Raw genomic sequence first — 16,120 nt, 5'->3', positions numbered from 1 at the left:
GTCTGGACATAAAGATGACAACAACAAATCAGTACTCAGGAAACGATCTGAGTGAAGTAAAACAGCTCGGCATGTGGGCCTCAATTGTCAGCCTCAGTTATGTATTTTGGCTGGTCGGCGGCATGGAGTTGGTTGAACGTATCGCTTACTACGGGGTAAAAACCAGTTCGGGCTTATATGCCAAAGCACCCGAATCCGCCGGTGGACTGGGGATTAGCCTGTCTGACTACGGCGTCATCGTTTCGGTATGGGCTTTTTTACAAACCTTTGTGCCGGTATTCAGTGGTGGTGTATCAGATCGGGTCGGTTACAAAGAAACCATTTTTGCCTCCACCATTGTCAAAATCAGTGGTTATCTGTGCATGGCATGGTTGCCAAACTTTTGGGGCTTTTTAGGTGGCGCCATGCTACTGGCCGTCGGTACCGGCATTTTTAAACCGGGGATTCAAGGCACACTGGCGCTCTCCACCCAACGCAATAACTCCTCGATGGCGTGGGGGATTTTCTACCAAGTGGTGAATATTGGTGGCTTTCTTGGGCCACTGGTGGCGGTTCATATGCGTCAGTTGTCGTGGGACAAGGTGTTTTATGCCTGTGCCGCGATTATCTCGCTCAATTTTATCTTTTTACTGGCCTATAAAGAGCCCGGCAAAGCAGCACGACTCGCGCGCCAAGCTAAGATTAAAAGCGGCGAAATTAGGCAAGAGTTCCTCTGGAAAGATGCTTGGCAGGAACTGAAGAAACCTGTGGTGATCAACTATATGTTGGTGTTTGCTGGCTTCTGGTTTCTGTTCAACTCCTTGTTTGATGTATTGCCAATTCATATATCAGAGTGGGTCGATACCAGCGTTATCGTCACCAGTCTCTTTGGCGAACAAGGCACCTCGAACGGCATTCTGCAATTTTGGCTCGGCCTCAATAATGCTGGCACTAAAGTGATGCCAGAAGGCATGCTGAACCTGAATGCGGGGATGATCATGACCAGCTGCTTTTTGATTGCCGCCCTCACCGCCAAATATCGCATTACCACCGCGATGCTGGTCGGTTGTTTGTTCAGTATCTTCGCCTTTGTGTTGGTCGGCTTTACCCATGCCGCTTGGTTTATTGTGCTGGCGATTGCCATGTTTTCGCTCGGTGAAATGATGATCAGCCCGAAGAAAAATGAGTTTATGAGCAACATCGCCCCGGAAGGTAAAAAGGCGATGTATCTAGGCTTTGTGATGCTGCCACAAGGGATAGGTTGGAGTTTAGAAGGCTATTTTGGCCCGAAACTGTATGAGATGTTTGCCTCAAAAGAGTTGTTCTCCCGTGAGCTGTTAGCAGATCGCGGTATGCCACAAACTCAAATTGAGCAAATCCCGCAAGGTGAAGCCTTTTTGCAATTGGTGAGCTTTACTGGCGAATCCCCTAAAGCACTCACTGAACTGCTCTATCAAAGCCACAACATTGGCTATGCCTGGTACATCATCGCCGCAATTGGCAGTATTTCGGCGGTTGGGATTTACCTTTATGGTCGCTGGCTACTGAAACTGCAACAGGCGCAAAAATTCGCCTAAGCATTAACGCCTTTAAAAAGTAACAAGCCACGGTGCGTTGAAGAGCAGCCGTGGCTTGCTACTTTAGGCGAATACAATTCTGGCTAAGCTAATAATTTAACGATAAAAATCACTAAATCTCTCGGCATCACAGTTCACTTTTTAATCTCCTGTGCTAGATTTGATTGCAGGAATCGATCTCAGGGAGCGCCGCCGGAATGTGGTTTAACAAACAGCAACAACAGCGGATAGAGGAGCTGGAACAACAACTCACCGCCATGACCCGCGACCATCAACGTCAGGTCGACGAACTTCATCAAACCATACAAGAATTTGAGCAAGGACAGCAGCACCAAGCAGAGAACAGTCAAGCTTTTGCCGAAGTTTTAGCCTGCCAAATTATGGGCGGAGAGATGCTGCATTCCACTCGCGATGCCATGCTCAGTAACTCGGAAAACATGCAAAACGAGAATGAACATCTGGCACAGATGAGCTCGGTGTTTGAGCAAACTAAACAAGCAGTGGCAAATTTAGCCATTCGGGCCAACGAGCTCAACACTCACTCGCAAAAGAGCCAACAATCTGTCGTGCAACTCAGCAACAGCACCAATAGCATCAACCGCTTTATTACTGATATTCAGGCGATTTCGGAGCAAACCAATTTATTGGCATTGAACGCCGCCATTGAAGCTGCACGCGCTGGTGAAGCTGGTCGAGGCTTTGCCGTGGTCGCAGATGAAGTGCGTAATCTTGCCGCCAAAGCCCATGAGGCGAGCAATCAAATTGAAAGCTTGGTGAAAGAGATTATGCTGCAAGCCAAGAATATTCAGGAAGTGTCATCGCAAACCTTTGAAGCAGCCACCCAAGTAGCCAGTTCGTCCACCCAAATCGATAGCGTGGTGACCCAAGTGCTGAGCAATGCGCAAAAGATGCAACACGTCATTGGCAACAGCGCCACCATCGCCTTTCTCACCACCACCAAACTTGATCACGCGGTCTGGAAAAACCATGTCTATCACTTAATCGAAAGACAAGACATGCACGAAACCGTGAATACCCATAAAGATTGCCGCTTAGGCGATTGGTACTATCGGGGCGCAGGTGCAGATAATTTTGACCAATTGCGTGGCTTTCGAGAACTTGAAGCACCTCATAAGCTGGTGCATGATGCAGGCGCCAAAGCGTTAAATGCGCGACGTAATGGCAATATTGCAGAAATGGTTCGTCAATTAAAAACCATGGAAGAAGCCAGTTTGCAGGTCGTACGTGCGATTGACCAAGTCATTGTAAATGCTACCCGTTAATGGAACTGCCTTCAAAGTCACCTGCGGTATTTTCCGTGCTAACTCATAGTGGCTAATCGCCACCGTGAGCCATATCTTCTTTATCTCTAAATTATAAATTTACGTATTTAAATCGAGATCTTTTATCGATAAGCTGCTTATAGGCTTCAAATAAGTTAAGGAAAACAAATGAGCTCCTTTTCGACAGTAACATCATGGTTTGACCATCTGAGTGTTAAAAGAAAACTCCAGCTGCTGACGTTACTTTTCATTGCGACGATCGCAATCTTAATTTCATACACCTTGATTGCGATGAAACAACAAGAAAGCGATGCGATGGTAATAAACATCGCTGGCCGCCAACGTATGCTGTCACAAAAAATCACCAAAGAGTTTTTCTTGGCACTGCAACTTGCCAAACAAAATAACAGCAAAGTTGATCTTACTGCGGTAGAAAAATCAGAAAGATTGTTTGATGTTTCGCTCGCAGCACTCACCAATGGCGGTACCAGCTACCTAGATTTGACGATGAACAATGCCGTGACGCTGCCTTCGGCATCGCTGCAAGTCGCCCAGCAGTTGGCACAAGTACAACAAGTATGGCAACAACAAAAATCCAGCATCAACTCACTGTTAAATAACGATTATACCGCTTCAGATCTTCAGTCACTCAGTGAGCTGAGCGTGCAAGTATTAGCCAGCATGAATAAGGCTGTAGTGATGCTAAGCGACGCTTCTGAAGCCAAAATTTCTACCATGGAGCGTAATCAACTACTGATTACCATCATCTTCTTGGCCGTTGCGGTGATGCTGTCAATTATTATCCGTAACAGCATCCTCAAGCCGCTACATCAAGCGCTGAGTACGACCAAGCGGATTGCGAATGGCGACCTAAAAAACTATGGAAAAGTCACACACCTAAATAATGAACTTGGGGAACTGACCCACAATATTGAACAGATGCGAGTTGCGCTGCACGACGTGATTGATGTTGTACAAAAAGAAGGCCGTCAAATGGCACACTCAGCCCATCAAGTATCCGATGTGTCAGAAGAGATCTCTCAAAGCAGTAATCTCCAACAACAAAACTCTACCCATGTTATGTCGGCAATATCTTCACTGTTAGACACCTCCAAAGTGGTGAGTGATAACATTGAAAATACAGCAAAATTTTCATCAACCACGCTCAAAACAGCACAGGATGGCATTGTGCAGGTGAACGAGAGTATTGAACAACTGAGTGAAGCGGTTGTGTCGGTTAACCAAACCGCGCAACAGATGGAAGAACTGAAGCGGTTTACTGAACAGATTAGCGAAATCACCGAATCGATTCGTAACATTGCGGAGCAAACCAATCTATTGGCACTCAATGCAGCGATTGAAGCGGCGCGCGCGGGGGAACAAGGGCGAGGTTTTGCCGTCGTGGCAGATGAAGTTCGTAACTTAGCGGCTAGAACGTCCAGTTCAAGCGCTGAAATATCTGAGTTGATCACCCAATTAACCCAAAAAGTAGGTACGTCGGTAAATTCAATGCACCAAGTCGTTGAAGCCGTGCATCAATCTCAGCAAACATCACAGAAGACCGTACAATCATTTCACAGTATGTCAGAGGGTGTAAGCAACACCAACGAACGCACTGAGTCTATTTCTCAATTAAATCAAGAACAAGTGAACAGCTTGCAATATCTCAACGACAAACTGCAAGAACTGTTCATTGTATTAGAAGAAAGTAGCGGCAAGGCCCAAACCACCTCTTTAGTGGCAAGTGATTTGTATGAGATTTCTGAGCAACTTGACAAACAACTCAGAGGTTTTGTCACCGAACAAAGTGAATCGATGCCAATGTCTGCCAATGAGCAGCGCCGTACACCGCGAGCAGACAATAAACTTCGAGTGACTATCACTCAAGGGAAGATTATTGGCGAAGGTTTAACTAGTGATATCAGCATGGAAGGGATGAAGCTGCGCTCAAGCGAGCAGTTTTTCGATTCGCAACCAGTGAAATTGGAATTCTTCCTGCCGAAGGATATTCCATCTTCGACACGCCGAGTGGAGCTCACTGCATCTATTGTGCATGTGGCGAGAAAAGGTGATCACCTTACCTATGGGTTAAGATTTCAAAGCATTCCCAACACAACTCAGCACCTACTAAAGCAACTGTTTACTCACTTCAAACGGCCTCATCGCTACCATTAATAGCAACGCTAAAAATGAAAAGCAGCGAACGTCGATTCGCTGCTTTTCATTAACTTGCATCAGTTAACTGGTTACTACCGCTTGTTGCGGAACAAGTCGCTGCAGCGGCTTTTTCGCTTCGCTGTAGTGGTTCAGCTCTAGACGCCCATCCATATGCTCAATGACAGCGGTGCAGTTTTCCACCCAATCACCAGTGTTGATATACAGCTTGTCAGCCTGCGTGCGCAGTTCAGGGAAATGGATATGTCCACAGACGATGCCATCTACATCATCGGCTATCGCCCGTTGTATAGCAGCGTGACGAAAGCGGCTCATGGCACGTTCAGCCTTGCTAGAGCAGCGCTTCAGCATCCGTGCCACCGATTGGTATTGCAGGCCAAAGCTGCGGCGAGACAGGTTCCAAATACGATTCAAAAACAGCACTAGATCGTAGGCGCGATCACCAAACCAAGCTTCGAGTTTGCTGGAACATAGCTGACGGTCAAACACGTCACCATGCAGCATCAATAAACGGCCATGATATGGACTGTCGTAGATATATTCTTGGTGGATTTCGATGGTATCAAACACGCCACCCGCGTATTGGCGCATCTGAATATCGTGGTTGCCGGGAATGTAGATCACTTTACAGCCATTACGGGCACGCTGACAGAGTAAATCAAACACTTGTTGATGTTTTTCGGGCCAGAAGTGACGCCGACTTAGAGCTTGAATATCGACTACATCACCCACTAAAAACAGCTGCTCAGCATCATGTTTTTCGAGGAAGGACAGCAGATAATCTGCTTTACAGTGTTTTTCGCCAAGGTGTAAATCAGATAACCAAATCGCCCGATGATAGGCGCTGAATGTCTGCGTCATGCTCAACAATTCCCTGCTGTTTTTAGGCAGGCACAGACTAATTATTGGCTTTTACAGCGCGGTGACATCCACTTGATGGTTTTGTGACAAAGCAACGGATTAATCGGCGTGCGGCTTGATTGCGCTGCTATCGCTATTGGCATGTTGACTCATATCAACCTGCGCGGCTTGGGGTAACAACCACTGCTGCACGTCATCTCTGTGAGCCGTAAACAGATAAACAAACACGCAAAGCAGAATCACGGCGGCAATGGTGAATGGACATTTCAATCTTTGCATAGACAATTCCTTTTGTGCGTTACGGCGAACAACAAACGCCACAGAAAAGCGCTGTCACTGGCTACTCTGGATTTAACACAGTGACAACATCATGCCTAATTGGATAAAAATTCGCAACAATCTATCGTCCCCTAAAAAACAACGCCGCATAATGTGCGGCGTTGTGATGGTAACGGATGAGTGACGGGATTAACCGCCAAAGTCGTCCAGCAGGATGTTGTCGCGCTCTACACCCAAGCTTTCCAGCATGGCAATCACAGAACTGTTCATGATCGGAGGGCCACACATGTAGAACTCACAATCTTCCGGCGCTTTGTGGTTTTTGAGGTAATGCTCGTACACCACGTTATGAATAAAGCCGGTGTAGCCGGTCCAGTTATCTTCTGCTAATGGCTCTGACAACGCCAAATGCCAGTCGAAGTTAGCAAACTCTGCCGCCAAGGCATCAAAGTCTTCTCGGTAGAACACTTCGCGCAGTGAACGAGCACCGTAGAAGAAGGTCATCTTGCGGCTAGTTTGACGAGTTTTCAGCTGGTCAAAGATATGGGAACGCATTGGCGCCATCCCCGCACCACCGCCGATAAACACCATTTCAGCGTCGGTTTCTTTGACAAAGAACTCACCGAATGGCCCCGAAATCGTCACCTTGTCACCGGCTTTGAGGTTGAAGATGTACGATGACATCTGTCCTGGTGGGATTTTGTCATTCGGTGGCGTGGCAATCCGCACGTTCAGCATAATACGGCCTTTCTCAGCGGGATAGTTGGCCATTGAGTAAGCGCGCATCACCTCTTCGTTCACAGTAGAAACTAAGTTAAACAGTTGATGCTTGTCCCAGTCTTCACGGAATTTCTCAGGGATATCAAAATCTTTGTAATAAACCGTATGCGCGGGTGCTTCAATCTGAATATAACCACCGGCTTTAAACTTAACGTCTTCGCCTTCGGGTAACTTCAGCAGCAGCTCTTTGATGTAAGTTGCGGTTGAGCGGTTAGAAATCACCTCACATTCCCACTTCTTAACGCCAAAGATCTCCTCTTCTAGCTCCAAGTCCATGTCTGATTTCACAGCCACCTGACAGGCCAAGCGACAACCGTGCTTGGCTTCTTTCTTGGTGATGTGTTCCAGCTCAGTTGGCAGAATATCGCCGCCGCCAGACTTCACATGCACGCGGCATTGACCGCAAGTACCACCGCCACCACAGGCTGAAGGTACGAAGATATCTTTACTGGCCAGAGCGCCCAGCAGTTTGCCGCCGCTGGCGACGGTTACTGTTTTGTCGTCATCGTCGTTGATACGTAGGGTGACATCACCACTTTCTACCAGACGACTTTTGGCAAACAGAATTACTAATACCAACACGCATACCACTAAGGTAAACATGCCGATGCCGTAGATCATTTCCATCTGTATGTCCCTTCTGTTGCGTGCTACAGGGTGATGCCAGCAAATGACATAAAGCCAAGTGCCATCAAGCCGGTAGAGATAAAGGTGATACCAATGCCTTGCAGGCCTTCTGGAATATTGTTGAACTTCAAGCGTTCACGAATCCCCGCCAGCAACACAATCGCAATCGCCCAGCCACAACCCGCAGCAGTACCAAACACCACAGATTCAGCAAAGTCATAATCACGGTTTGACATGAAGATAACCCCCGCAAAAATCGCGCAGTTTACTGTCAGCAGCGGCAGAAAGATCCCCAGCGTTTGGTACAGCACAGGCACGTACTTATCCAGCACCATTTCAAGGATTTGTACCAGTGCGGCAATCACCCCAATAAAGGTGATCAGCTGCAGGTAGCTCAGATCCAGATTCGGTAAGCCCGCCCATGCCAGTGCGCCAGGTTTCAATACCCAGGTGTAGATCAGTTGGTTAACCGGTACGGCCAACAACATCACCACAACCACGGCAACCCCTAAACCAAAGGCGGTAGATACTTTCTTAGATACCGCGAGAAAGGTACACATCCCGAGGAAGAACGACAGCGCCATGTTGTCGATGAAAGTCGCCTGAATAAACAGATTAATATAGTGTTCCATGACGGCTCCTTATTTGCGCTTACGACGAGCAACGTTCACCACCCAGATGATGGCGCCGATGAGGAAGAAGGCACTTGGTGGTAGCTTGAACATTTCGTTCGGCAGATACCAACCACCGTTTGCCACTGTCTTGATAATCTCATGCCCAAACAAACTGCCCGCGCCGACTAACTCACGCACAAAGGCAACCGACAGCAGGATAAAACCGTAACCCAGTGAGTTACCTAAGCCATCCAAAGCAGCCAAATGTGGTGGCTCTTTCATCGCAAAGGCTTCAGCACGGCCCATCACGATACAGTTGGTGATGATCAACCCAACAAACACTGATAACTGCTTGGATAAGTCCGGCGCTACATCTTGCAGCACCATATCCACCACAATCACCAATGACGCAATCACTGTCATCTGCGCAATGATCCGCACACTGTTCGGAATAAACTGGCGAATGATCGAGATAAACAGGTTGGAGCAAACCACCACAAAGGTTACCGCTAAGGTCATTACCAATGCAGTTTGCATCGAGTTACTGACCGCCAGCGCCGAACACACACCGAGCACTTGCATCGCAATTGGGTTGTTGGCAAAAATTGGCGAAATCACTAACTCACGGCTAGATAAATGTGCGCTCATGTTACACCCCCGCCGCTTTTAGCTTTTCAATGAGGTTGGCGTAACCTTCGGCACCAAACCAGAAGTTAATCAGGTTTTGCACGCCTGCACCGGTACGTGTTGCACCGCTGACACCATCCACACCGTTTACATCACTAGGATTAGCGCCGCCTTTGACAATCTTCAGCGCTACCGCACCTGTGCCGTTATAAATCTGCTTACCGTGCCAAGTGGTACGCCACTCTTCGCGGTTAACAAAGTCACCAATACCCGGAGTCTCACCATGTTCGTAGAACACGATGCCTTCAACGGTATTCAGGTCTTTTTCCATGCCGATAAAGCCATAGATAATCGACCACAAGCCTTTACCGTACACAGGCAATACCACAGTTTGTAGCTGGCCTTGGTCATTGTTGACCTTAAAGATACGGATGTTGTTAGCACGGGTTTTAATCTTGGCGATATCTTTGCTGATCTTGCTTGAAGTCTCAGGATTGATTGCAGCCATATTGGTGTCGTAATCCAGCAGATTTTCAGCAGCAACTGGCTCGCCCGTTTCAAGGCTCACCAGCACAGGCGTTACTTTCGCGTTAAAAATCTCGCGAAAGTTATCGTGAGTCACGCCTTCAACATTGGCCGCCACCAGCACGTTACGCATCAATTCATCGCGTTTTTTAACCAGCTTGCGCTCTTTCAGCACATCAGCAGTACCGGTAATCATGAAGGAACAGACAAGGCACAGTACAATGGTGAACACCATGGTGCCCGCAATACTGTCTTTATTGAATGCCATTACGTTTCATCCTCCGTTTGATATTGAAACGTGCCACCAGCGAGTCAAACAACGGTGCCCACAAGTTGGCAAATAGAATCGCCAGCATGATGCCTTCAGGCATCTTGACGTTGGCCACACGGATAACGATTGCCATAAAGCCCACCAACAAACCGAAGATCAGCTTGCCCGGACGGGTGTAAGCGGTAGTTACCGGATCAGTCGCCATAAACATCATCCCCAGAGCAAAGCCACCTGTGACCAGATGCCAAGTCCAAGGCATGGAGGAGTAAACGCTTTTTGCATCACCAAACAGATTAAACGCCGCACTGGTTGCGATCATGCCCACTAACACGCCGGCCACAATGCGCCAGTCAGCCAAACGGGTAATCAACAACACACCGCCGCCAAGCAGAATGGCTAATGTGCTGGTTTCACCCACGGCACCCACTTCAAAGCCTAAGAAGGCATCCCACCATTTCGGGTCGAAGAAGGCTTGATACCAACTGTAATCGGCAGCAGCAAAACTCAGTTGCTGGGCAATACGACCCGTTTTAGAGGCAATATCCAATGTGGTTGCACTGGTGTAACCGTCAATGGCCACCAACTGCGCCGCAGTCGATACTTCGGTTGGATAGGCAAAATAGATAAAGGCAAGGCCCGCCAGCGCAGGGTTTAAGAAGTTATACCCCATGCCACCGAACAGCTCTTTTGCCACCACAACACCAAAGCTGATGCCCATCACCACTAACCACAAGGCGATGTTGGCTGGCATACATAAGCTAAACAGTAACGCGGTAACGAAGAAACCTTCGTGCAGATCCTGCTTTCTGACTTTGGCAAATACCACTTCCCAAAACAGGGTGGTGATCAGCGCCGTGAAGTAGATAGGCAGATAGTAAATCAGCCCGTAGCACACCATACCGAATGTGCTGGTCGCCGCAGTAAACTCACCAAACAGCGCAGCATAAATTGCTTGATGCCAAGTTGCGGGCAACTTAGCACCGGCAGCGAGTGCCAGTTGTGCTTGCAAACCAATGTTGTAGATAGCAAACAGAATGACCGGCAACAGACACATACCGACAATGGTCATGGTCCGTTTTACTTCAATCGCATCACGCACATGCACGGTATCTTGGGTACTGCCGCCATGGCCGATAAACAGTGAGCGGAAGAAATCCTTAATCGTGCTCCCTGGCGCGTAGTAGGCATCCTGAAGTTCAGGTTTATTAGGCTTACTCATTAACCTTCCCTCTCGATGATCGTCAGACAAGCACGCAGCTCCTGACCGAAGTCGTACTTACTTGGGCAAACAAAGGTACACAGGGCTAAATCTTCTTCATCTAGCTCCAGCGCGCCGAGCAGTTGCGCTTCGTCAGTGTCGCGTACCACCAGATCACGTACCAACAGGGTTGGCAGAATATCCAGCGGCATAACCCGATCTAACTGACCGAAGGCCATCATGGCGCGTTTTGCACCGCCCACATGGGTAGTCATGTCGTACAGTTTCTTCGGCATAAAGCGCGACAGTACCGTGCGAGTGATGGAGAACTTATCAGTTCCCGGACACACCCACGGCAACACACCTTGGGTATAATCTTCTTTCAGCACCGAGACTTGCAGCTTAAAGCGACCGAGGAAATCCAGTTCATCTTCAGCTTTATGGCCAGAGAGCACTGAACCCGACACAATGCGAGCAACTTCAGCGTCTTTGATTTGACCGGCAACCAACTCACTGGCTTTAGCGCCAATCACGGTGCGCAGCAAACGAGGCTCAACCACACATGGGCCCGCCAATGAAATCACGCGGCTACTATCTAACTGACCTGTGGTAAACAACTTACCTACGGCAATCACGTCTTGGTAGCTGATGTGCCACGCTTGACGCTCTTGATTGACCGGCATCAGATAGTGGATGTGAGTACCGACTAACCCAGCAGGATGCACGCCTTGGAAGCCATAGCTTTCAACACCTTGCACTTCACTGCCTGGCAATGCGCCGTTACCATCGTGACACAGATACACAGTGCCATCGGTCAGTAAACGCAATACCTTTACCCCAGCGGCAAAGTCATCGGCGGCGTCATTAATCACCACCCGAGGGTCGGCAGCCAGCGGATTGGTATCCACAGCGGTGATAAATAAGCCAGCAGGTGCTGAACCAGGTTTGGGGGCGCGGGAGAATGGACGGGTACGCAGTGCTGCCCATAAACCGCTATCGAGCAGCTTTTGCTGCACAGCTTCACGGTCGAGGCTGTTAAGATCTGCTGCACCGAAGTCAATGGCGTCATCACCATCACAATCAATGACAACAGACTGCAACACACGTCGTTCACCGCGATTCACTGCTGACACAACACCAGCAGCAGGGGCGGTAAAGCGGACACCCGGATTGCTTTTGTCTTCGAACAACGCCTGGCCTTTTTTGACCCGGTCGCCCACTTCAACCAACATGGTTGGCTTTAAGCCAACATAGTCGCAGCCCAACAGGGCAATTTGTGAAGTTGCGGTAGCCGGTTCAATGATCTGCCTGGGCGCTCCAGAAATGGGCACATCAAGGCCCTTTTTTACGGTATATACACGCTCAGAAGTACTTGACATTGCGGATCGCTCTCAAGATTTTTGGAAACTGTTCATATGGTATATTCGTGTCAAAAAAATTTCCGTCACCTAAATCACATAAGCCTAAAAACTTGTAATATAAATACGAAAATCGTAGTTATTTTCAGCTTTAATTCATGAAAGCCGCAAGACAGTGCCATTTATTACGTATTTTTATTTCATAAAGAATCTTTAGCTACTTTACTGAAACTTACTTTAGTGCCAGTACTATGAGTTGAGATGCGGAGTAACAACAGCGAACAAAACACGCCAACATTTGTTCGTTTTGCTGCCGAATTTACAGCCTTGCTGTTACCGCGATTTGACTAATATTCCATGCCGATAAACTCTGACGAACACTACGACGGAAAACGTAGTTAAGTTCCAGCTAAATCATCAGGTTATGAGAGCTCGATCACGCCAAAAACTTGACCTTGATCGCCAATTCAGCCGTTTACCTCCGACGAGGTATATTCCCGCATAAATAGTAAGTTCTAGACTGCGCCCAACGTAACAACCGGACTGTTTACCCCAGTCCAACAGTCGAGGACATCCATCATGTCTACCCCAGCAACGTCGGAGTTTCATATCACCAGCTTGGTGGTACATGCTGCTGCCGCACAGCTACAACAGCTCAGTCACAGCATTAATCAATTGGCGGGTACCGAAGTCCATGCCGCCACCGCAGACGGCAAGTTAGTGGTGACCATAGAGGGTGAGTCGCAAAAGCAGTTACTCGACCAAGTTGAAGCTATTAACGGCATGGCTGGCGTTTTATCCAGCAGCCTGATCTATCACCAAGTTGACCAAGCCAGTCACTAACTAACATCAAGAAGAACGAGGAAACACCATGAGCATTAGTCGCCGCGAGTTCCTTAAAGCCAATGCCGCTGTTGCAGCTGCCACCGTTGTTGGTGCCACCCTGCCGGTAAAAATGGTCGAAGCCGCCGAACAAGCAGATAACATCAAATGGGATAAAGCCCCGTGCCGTTTTTGCGGTGTGGGCTGTTCAGTTTTAGTCGGTACCCAAGCGGGCAAAGTGGTTGCCACCAAAGGCGATCCAGAAAGCCCGGTGAACCGCGGTTTGAACTGCATTAAAGGTTACTTCCTCTCCAAAATCATGTACGGCAAAGACCGTCTGACCACGCCATTGCTGCGTATGAAAGACGGCAAATACCACAAAGAAGGCGAATTTACCCCGGTCTCATGGGACGTTGCCTTCGACACTATGGCTGAAAAGTGGAAAACTGCGATTCAAACCAAAGGCCCAACCTCAGTCGGTATGTTCGGTTCAGGCCAATGGACCATCTGGGAAGGTTATGCCGCGGCTAAGCTGCACAAGGCCGGTTTCCTGACGAACAACATCGACCCGAACGCCCGTCACTGTATGGCCTCAGCTGTGGGTGGCTTTATGCGCACCTTTGGTATCGATGAACCTGCTGGTTGCTATGACGATTTAGAGCACGCTGACCACTTTGTGCTGTGGGGCGCCAACATGGCCGAGATGCACCCCATCTTATGGGCACGCTTGTCAGGTCGTCGCTTGAACAACCCGAAAGGCAAAGTGCATGTGTTATCGACCTTTGAAAACCGCTGCTTTGGTTTGGCGGATAACCCAATTATCTTCCGTCCACAATCAGACTTGGTGATCCTCAACTTCATTGCCAATTACATCATTCAAAACAATGCGGTAAACACCGACTTTGTAAACAAACACACTAACTTTGCCCTTGGGGTGACCGACATTGGTTACGGCTTACGCCCAGATCATCCGTTAGAGAAGAAAGCCAAAAACCCAGGCAATGGCAAATCAACCCCAATCAGCTTTGAGGAATACGCCAAATTCGTCAGCACTTATACACTGGAATACGCCAGTGAAATGAGTGGTGCCAGCAAAGAACAACTGCTGGAACTGGCACAAGCCTATGCGGATCCAAATCTGAAAGTCATGAGTTTGTGGACCATGGGCATCAACCAACACACCCGTGGTGTGTGGGCCAATAACATGTTGTACAACTTGCACCTGCTGACCGGCAAAATCGCTACCCCAGGCAACAGCCCATTCTCGCTGACTGGGCAACCGTCTGCCTGTGGTACCGCCCGCGAAGTGGGGACCTTTGCTCACCGTTTGCCAGCTGACATGGTAGTGACCAACGAAAAACATCGTGATATTTGTGAGGCTGCATGGGGCTTGCCAAAAGGCACCATTCCGCCAAAACCTGGCTATCACGCAGTACTGCAAAGCCGCATGTTGAAAGATGGCAAGCTGAACTGCTACTGGACCATGTGTACCAACAATATGCAGGCAGGGCCAAACATCAACGAAGAGATCTATCCCGGCTTCCGTAATCCAGCCAACTTTATTGTGGTGTCAGATCCTTACCCAACCATCACCGCGTTGACTGCCGACTTGATTCTGCCAACCGCAATGTGGGTGGAAAAAGAAGGTGCCTACGGTAACGCAGAACGCCGCACCCATATGTGGCACCAACAGGTGAAAGCGCCGGAAGGGGCAAAATCTGACTTATGGCAAGTGGTTGAGTTTTCTAAACGCTTCAAAGTCAGTGAAGTCTGGCCGGCTGAGCTGCTGGCACAAAAGCCAGAATATGCCGACAAAACCCTGTTCGACATCCTGTTTGCCAACGGCAAGGTCAATCAATACCCAGTGACCGATTGCCAAGCCGAGCTGAATGACGAAGCGAAAGATTTCGGTTTCTACATTCAAAAAGGCTTGTTTGAAGAATACGCCGCCTTTGGTCGTGGCCACGGGCATGACTTAGCCGCCTTTGATGCTTACCACGCCAGCCGCGGTATGCGTTGGCCAGTGGTGAACGGCCAAGAAACCAAACGTCGCTTTGTGGAAGGTTCAGACCCTTACGTCAAAGCAGGCGAAGGCTTCAACTTCTACGGCAAACCTGACGGTAAAGCGGTGATTTTCGCCCTGCCTTATGAACCTGCAGCAGAAGAGCCAAACGAAGAGTTTGATTTGTGGTTGAGTACCGGCCGTGTACTAGAACATTGGCACACCGGCACTATGACCGCGCGGGTGCCCGAGCTGTACCGCGCCTTCCCTGATGCACAAATCTTTATGCATCCAGAAGATGCCAAAGCCCGTGGCGTGCAACGTGGTGATGAAGTGCTGGTCTCTTCACCTCGCGGTTATGTGAAAACCCGCGTAGAAACTGATGGCCGCAACAAGCCACCGCGTGGCGTGGTGTTTATGCCATTTTTCGATGCACGTCAGTTGGTGAACAAGCTGCTGCTCGACGCGACCGACCCACTATCTAAAGAAACCGACTTTAAAAAATGTCCGGTGAAGGTAGTGAAAGCCTAATCGCAGTTCAGCCACCCATTTGCCTATTACAAGGCGGAGAGATGAAGATGAAAAAATTAGTTACGCTTGCTGCATTATTGCTGTTATCAGCCTGCAGCGGTCAACAAACTCAAGCCACAAACCAAGCAGCTGCGCCGGTCAACGTGCAATCACTGGCGGGGAATCACGTCGTGACTGACACCATTCCCGCAGCGGAAATGGCCACCTATCCGAAAAAAGGCAGCGCCATCAGCCGTAACTTTGCCGCGCAGCCACCATTGATCCCGCACAAAGCGGACTACAGCATCAATCGCGATCGTAACAGCTGTATGAGCTGCCACAGCTGGGACAAAGCCGAGCGCATGAAAGCCACGCCGGTAGCCAAATCCCATGTGATTGACGCTCAAGGGACACTCAATGGCCAAAATTATTTTTGTACCCAATGCCATGTGCCACAGGCTGACAACAAAACAGCCTTGGTCGGCAACAGCTACAAAATGTAACGAGTAACACGCTTGCAGCTGGGTATTCATGGCAGCCGCAAGTGACCGGTTCACGGCGTCAGGGAGCGACACCGTAACGGGTAAAATGAGAGGGCCATTGATGCACATCAATGGCCCTCTCGCCTTTTC

Annotated in this window: 14 protein-coding genes and 1 pseudogene; 7 read left to right on the top strand and 8 right to left on the bottom strand. The window is 48.9% G+C overall.

The features are described from left to right. The first annotated feature begins 14 nt into the window (after positions 1-14). The 4 genes and pseudogenes from JYB87_RS03275 to JYB87_RS03265 all read left to right on the top strand — a co-directional run bounded on the left by JYB87_RS03275 (position 15) and on the right by JYB87_RS03265 (position 5,014). A complete protein-coding gene (locus JYB87_RS03275) occupies positions 15-1,556 on the top strand; it encodes an MFS transporter (RefSeq protein WP_207355491.1) in 1,542 nt (513 codons plus the stop codon). 197 nt (positions 1,557-1,753) lie between these two features. Further along, positions 1,754-2,437 (top strand): annotated as a pseudogene (locus tag JYB87_RS18865) (methyl-accepting chemotaxis protein); the annotation flags it as partial. A 27-nt stretch (positions 2,438-2,464) separates the two neighbouring features. Next, complete coding sequence (locus JYB87_RS18860) at positions 2,465-2,839, top strand: CZB domain-containing protein (protein WP_267459565.1); 375 nt, start codon at positions 2,465-2,467, stop codon at positions 2,837-2,839. A gap of 168 nt (positions 2,840-3,007) precedes the next feature. Then, on the top strand, positions 3,008-5,014 hold the full coding sequence (locus tag JYB87_RS03265) for a methyl-accepting chemotaxis protein (RefSeq protein ID WP_207355489.1): 2,007 nt from the start codon (positions 3,008-3,010) through the stop codon (positions 5,012-5,014). Between the two features lie 63 nt (positions 5,015-5,077). Here JYB87_RS03265 and JYB87_RS03260 read toward each other — a convergent pair whose 3' ends face one another. The 8 genes from JYB87_RS03260 to JYB87_RS03225 form a co-directional block, all read right to left on the bottom strand. After that, a complete protein-coding gene (locus tag JYB87_RS03260; protein ID WP_207355488.1) occupies positions 5,078-5,875 on the bottom strand; it encodes a UDP-2,3-diacylglucosamine diphosphatase in 798 nt (265 codons plus the stop codon). Between the two features lie 99 nt (positions 5,876-5,974). Next, positions 5,975-6,154: a hypothetical protein gene (locus tag JYB87_RS03255; protein WP_207355487.1), complete on the bottom strand. Its 180-nt coding sequence runs from the start codon at positions 6,152-6,154 to the stop codon at positions 5,975-5,977. A gap of 189 nt (positions 6,155-6,343) precedes the next feature. Beyond that, on the bottom strand, positions 6,344-7,561 hold the full coding sequence (gene nqrF / locus JYB87_RS03250) for an NADH:ubiquinone reductase (Na(+)-transporting) subunit F (RefSeq protein WP_207355486.1): 1,218 nt from the start codon (positions 7,559-7,561) through the stop codon (positions 6,344-6,346). Positions 7,562-7,584: 23 nt separating this feature from the next. Further along, positions 7,585-8,193: an NADH:ubiquinone reductase (Na(+)-transporting) subunit E gene (nqrE, locus tag JYB87_RS03245; protein WP_207355485.1), complete on the bottom strand. Its 609-nt coding sequence runs from the start codon at positions 8,191-8,193 to the stop codon at positions 7,585-7,587. Positions 8,194-8,202: 9 nt separating this feature from the next. Beyond that, entirely contained in the window at positions 8,203-8,823 is a 621-nt protein-coding gene (locus JYB87_RS03240; RefSeq protein ID WP_207355484.1) for an NADH:ubiquinone reductase (Na(+)-transporting) subunit D, read from the bottom strand. Between the two features lies 1 nt (position 8,824). Further along, entirely contained in the window at positions 8,825-9,595 is a 771-nt protein-coding gene (locus tag JYB87_RS03235; protein ID WP_207355483.1) for a Na(+)-translocating NADH-quinone reductase subunit C, read from the bottom strand. Beyond that, positions 9,582-10,817: an NADH:ubiquinone reductase (Na(+)-transporting) subunit B gene (locus JYB87_RS03230; RefSeq protein WP_207355482.1), complete on the bottom strand. Its 1,236-nt coding sequence runs from the start codon at positions 10,815-10,817 to the stop codon at positions 9,582-9,584. The genes JYB87_RS03235 and JYB87_RS03230 overlap by 14 nt, the downstream gene beginning before the upstream one ends. Beyond that, a complete protein-coding gene (locus JYB87_RS03225) occupies positions 10,817-12,175 on the bottom strand; it encodes a Na(+)-translocating NADH-quinone reductase subunit A (RefSeq protein WP_207355481.1) in 1,359 nt (452 codons plus the stop codon). The genes JYB87_RS03230 and JYB87_RS03225 overlap by 1 nt, the downstream gene beginning before the upstream one ends. A 558-nt stretch (positions 12,176-12,733) precedes the next feature. On the opposite strand from JYB87_RS03225, the gene JYB87_RS03220 reads away from it, so the two are divergent. The 3 genes from JYB87_RS03220 to JYB87_RS03210 are packed head-to-tail and all read left to right on the top strand — an operon-like array spanning position 12,734 to position 15,991. Continuing rightward, positions 12,734-12,997 carry a chaperone NapD gene (locus JYB87_RS03220; protein WP_207355480.1) on the top strand — a complete coding sequence of 88 codons (264 nt, stop codon included), beginning with the start codon at positions 12,734-12,736 and terminating at the stop codon, positions 12,995-12,997. Positions 12,998-13,025: 28 nt separating this feature from the next. Further along, on the top strand, positions 13,026-15,509 hold the full coding sequence (gene napA, locus JYB87_RS03215) for a nitrate reductase catalytic subunit NapA (protein ID WP_207355479.1): 2,484 nt from the start codon (positions 13,026-13,028) through the stop codon (positions 15,507-15,509). Positions 15,510-15,556: 47 nt separating this feature from the next. After that, positions 15,557-15,991 carry a nitrate reductase cytochrome c-type subunit gene (locus JYB87_RS03210; protein ID WP_207355478.1) on the top strand — a complete coding sequence of 145 codons (435 nt, stop codon included), beginning with the start codon at positions 15,557-15,559 and terminating at the stop codon, positions 15,989-15,991. Positions 15,992-16,120 lie beyond the last annotated feature (129 nt).

It is taken from the genome of Shewanella avicenniae (assembly GCF_017354945.1).
Classification (GTDB): Bacteria; Pseudomonadota; Gammaproteobacteria; order Enterobacterales; family Shewanellaceae; genus Shewanella; species Shewanella avicenniae.
The sequence above is the reverse complement of the archived record's forward strand: the minus strand, read 5'-3'. Positions and strand labels throughout refer to the sequence as shown.

Bases quoted from the DNA above. Each gene is read 5' to 3' on its own strand.
- JYB87_RS18860 (WP_267459565.1), top strand. From the start codon at position 2,465: ATGCAACACGTCATTGGCAACAGCGCCACCATCGCCTTTCTCACCACC.
- JYB87_RS03225 (WP_207355481.1), bottom strand. From the start codon at position 12,175: ATGTCAAGTACTTCTGAGCGTGTATATACCGTAAAAAAGGGCCTTGAT.
- napA (WP_207355479.1), top strand. From the start codon at position 13,026: ATGAGCATTAGTCGCCGCGAGTTCCTTAAAGCCAATGCCGCTGTTGCA.
- JYB87_RS03230 (WP_207355482.1), bottom strand. From the start codon at position 10,817: ATGAGTAAGCCTAATAAACCTGAACTTCAGGATGCCTACTACGCGCCA.
- JYB87_RS03260 (WP_207355488.1), bottom strand. From the start codon at position 5,875: ATGACGCAGACATTCAGCGCCTATCATCGGGCGATTTGGTTATCTGAT.
- nqrF (WP_207355486.1), bottom strand. From the start codon at position 7,561: ATGGAAATGATCTACGGCATCGGCATGTTTACCTTAGTGGTATGCGTG.
- nqrE (WP_207355485.1), bottom strand. From the start codon at position 8,193: ATGGAACACTATATTAATCTGTTTATTCAGGCGACTTTCATCGACAAC.
- JYB87_RS03235 (WP_207355483.1), bottom strand. From the start codon at position 9,595: ATGGCATTCAATAAAGACAGTATTGCGGGCACCATGGTGTTCACCATT.
- JYB87_RS03275 (WP_207355491.1), top strand. From the start codon at position 15: ATGACAACAACAAATCAGTACTCAGGAAACGATCTGAGTGAAGTAAAA.
- JYB87_RS03220 (WP_207355480.1), top strand. From the start codon at position 12,734: ATGTCTACCCCAGCAACGTCGGAGTTTCATATCACCAGCTTGGTGGTA.
- JYB87_RS03265 (WP_207355489.1), top strand. From the start codon at position 3,008: ATGAGCTCCTTTTCGACAGTAACATCATGGTTTGACCATCTGAGTGTT.
- JYB87_RS03210 (WP_207355478.1), top strand. From the start codon at position 15,557: ATGAAAAAATTAGTTACGCTTGCTGCATTATTGCTGTTATCAGCCTGC.
- JYB87_RS03240 (WP_207355484.1), bottom strand. From the start codon at position 8,823: ATGAGCGCACATTTATCTAGCCGTGAGTTAGTGATTTCGCCAATTTTT.
- JYB87_RS03255 (WP_207355487.1), bottom strand. From the start codon at position 6,154: ATGCAAAGATTGAAATGTCCATTCACCATTGCCGCCGTGATTCTGCTT.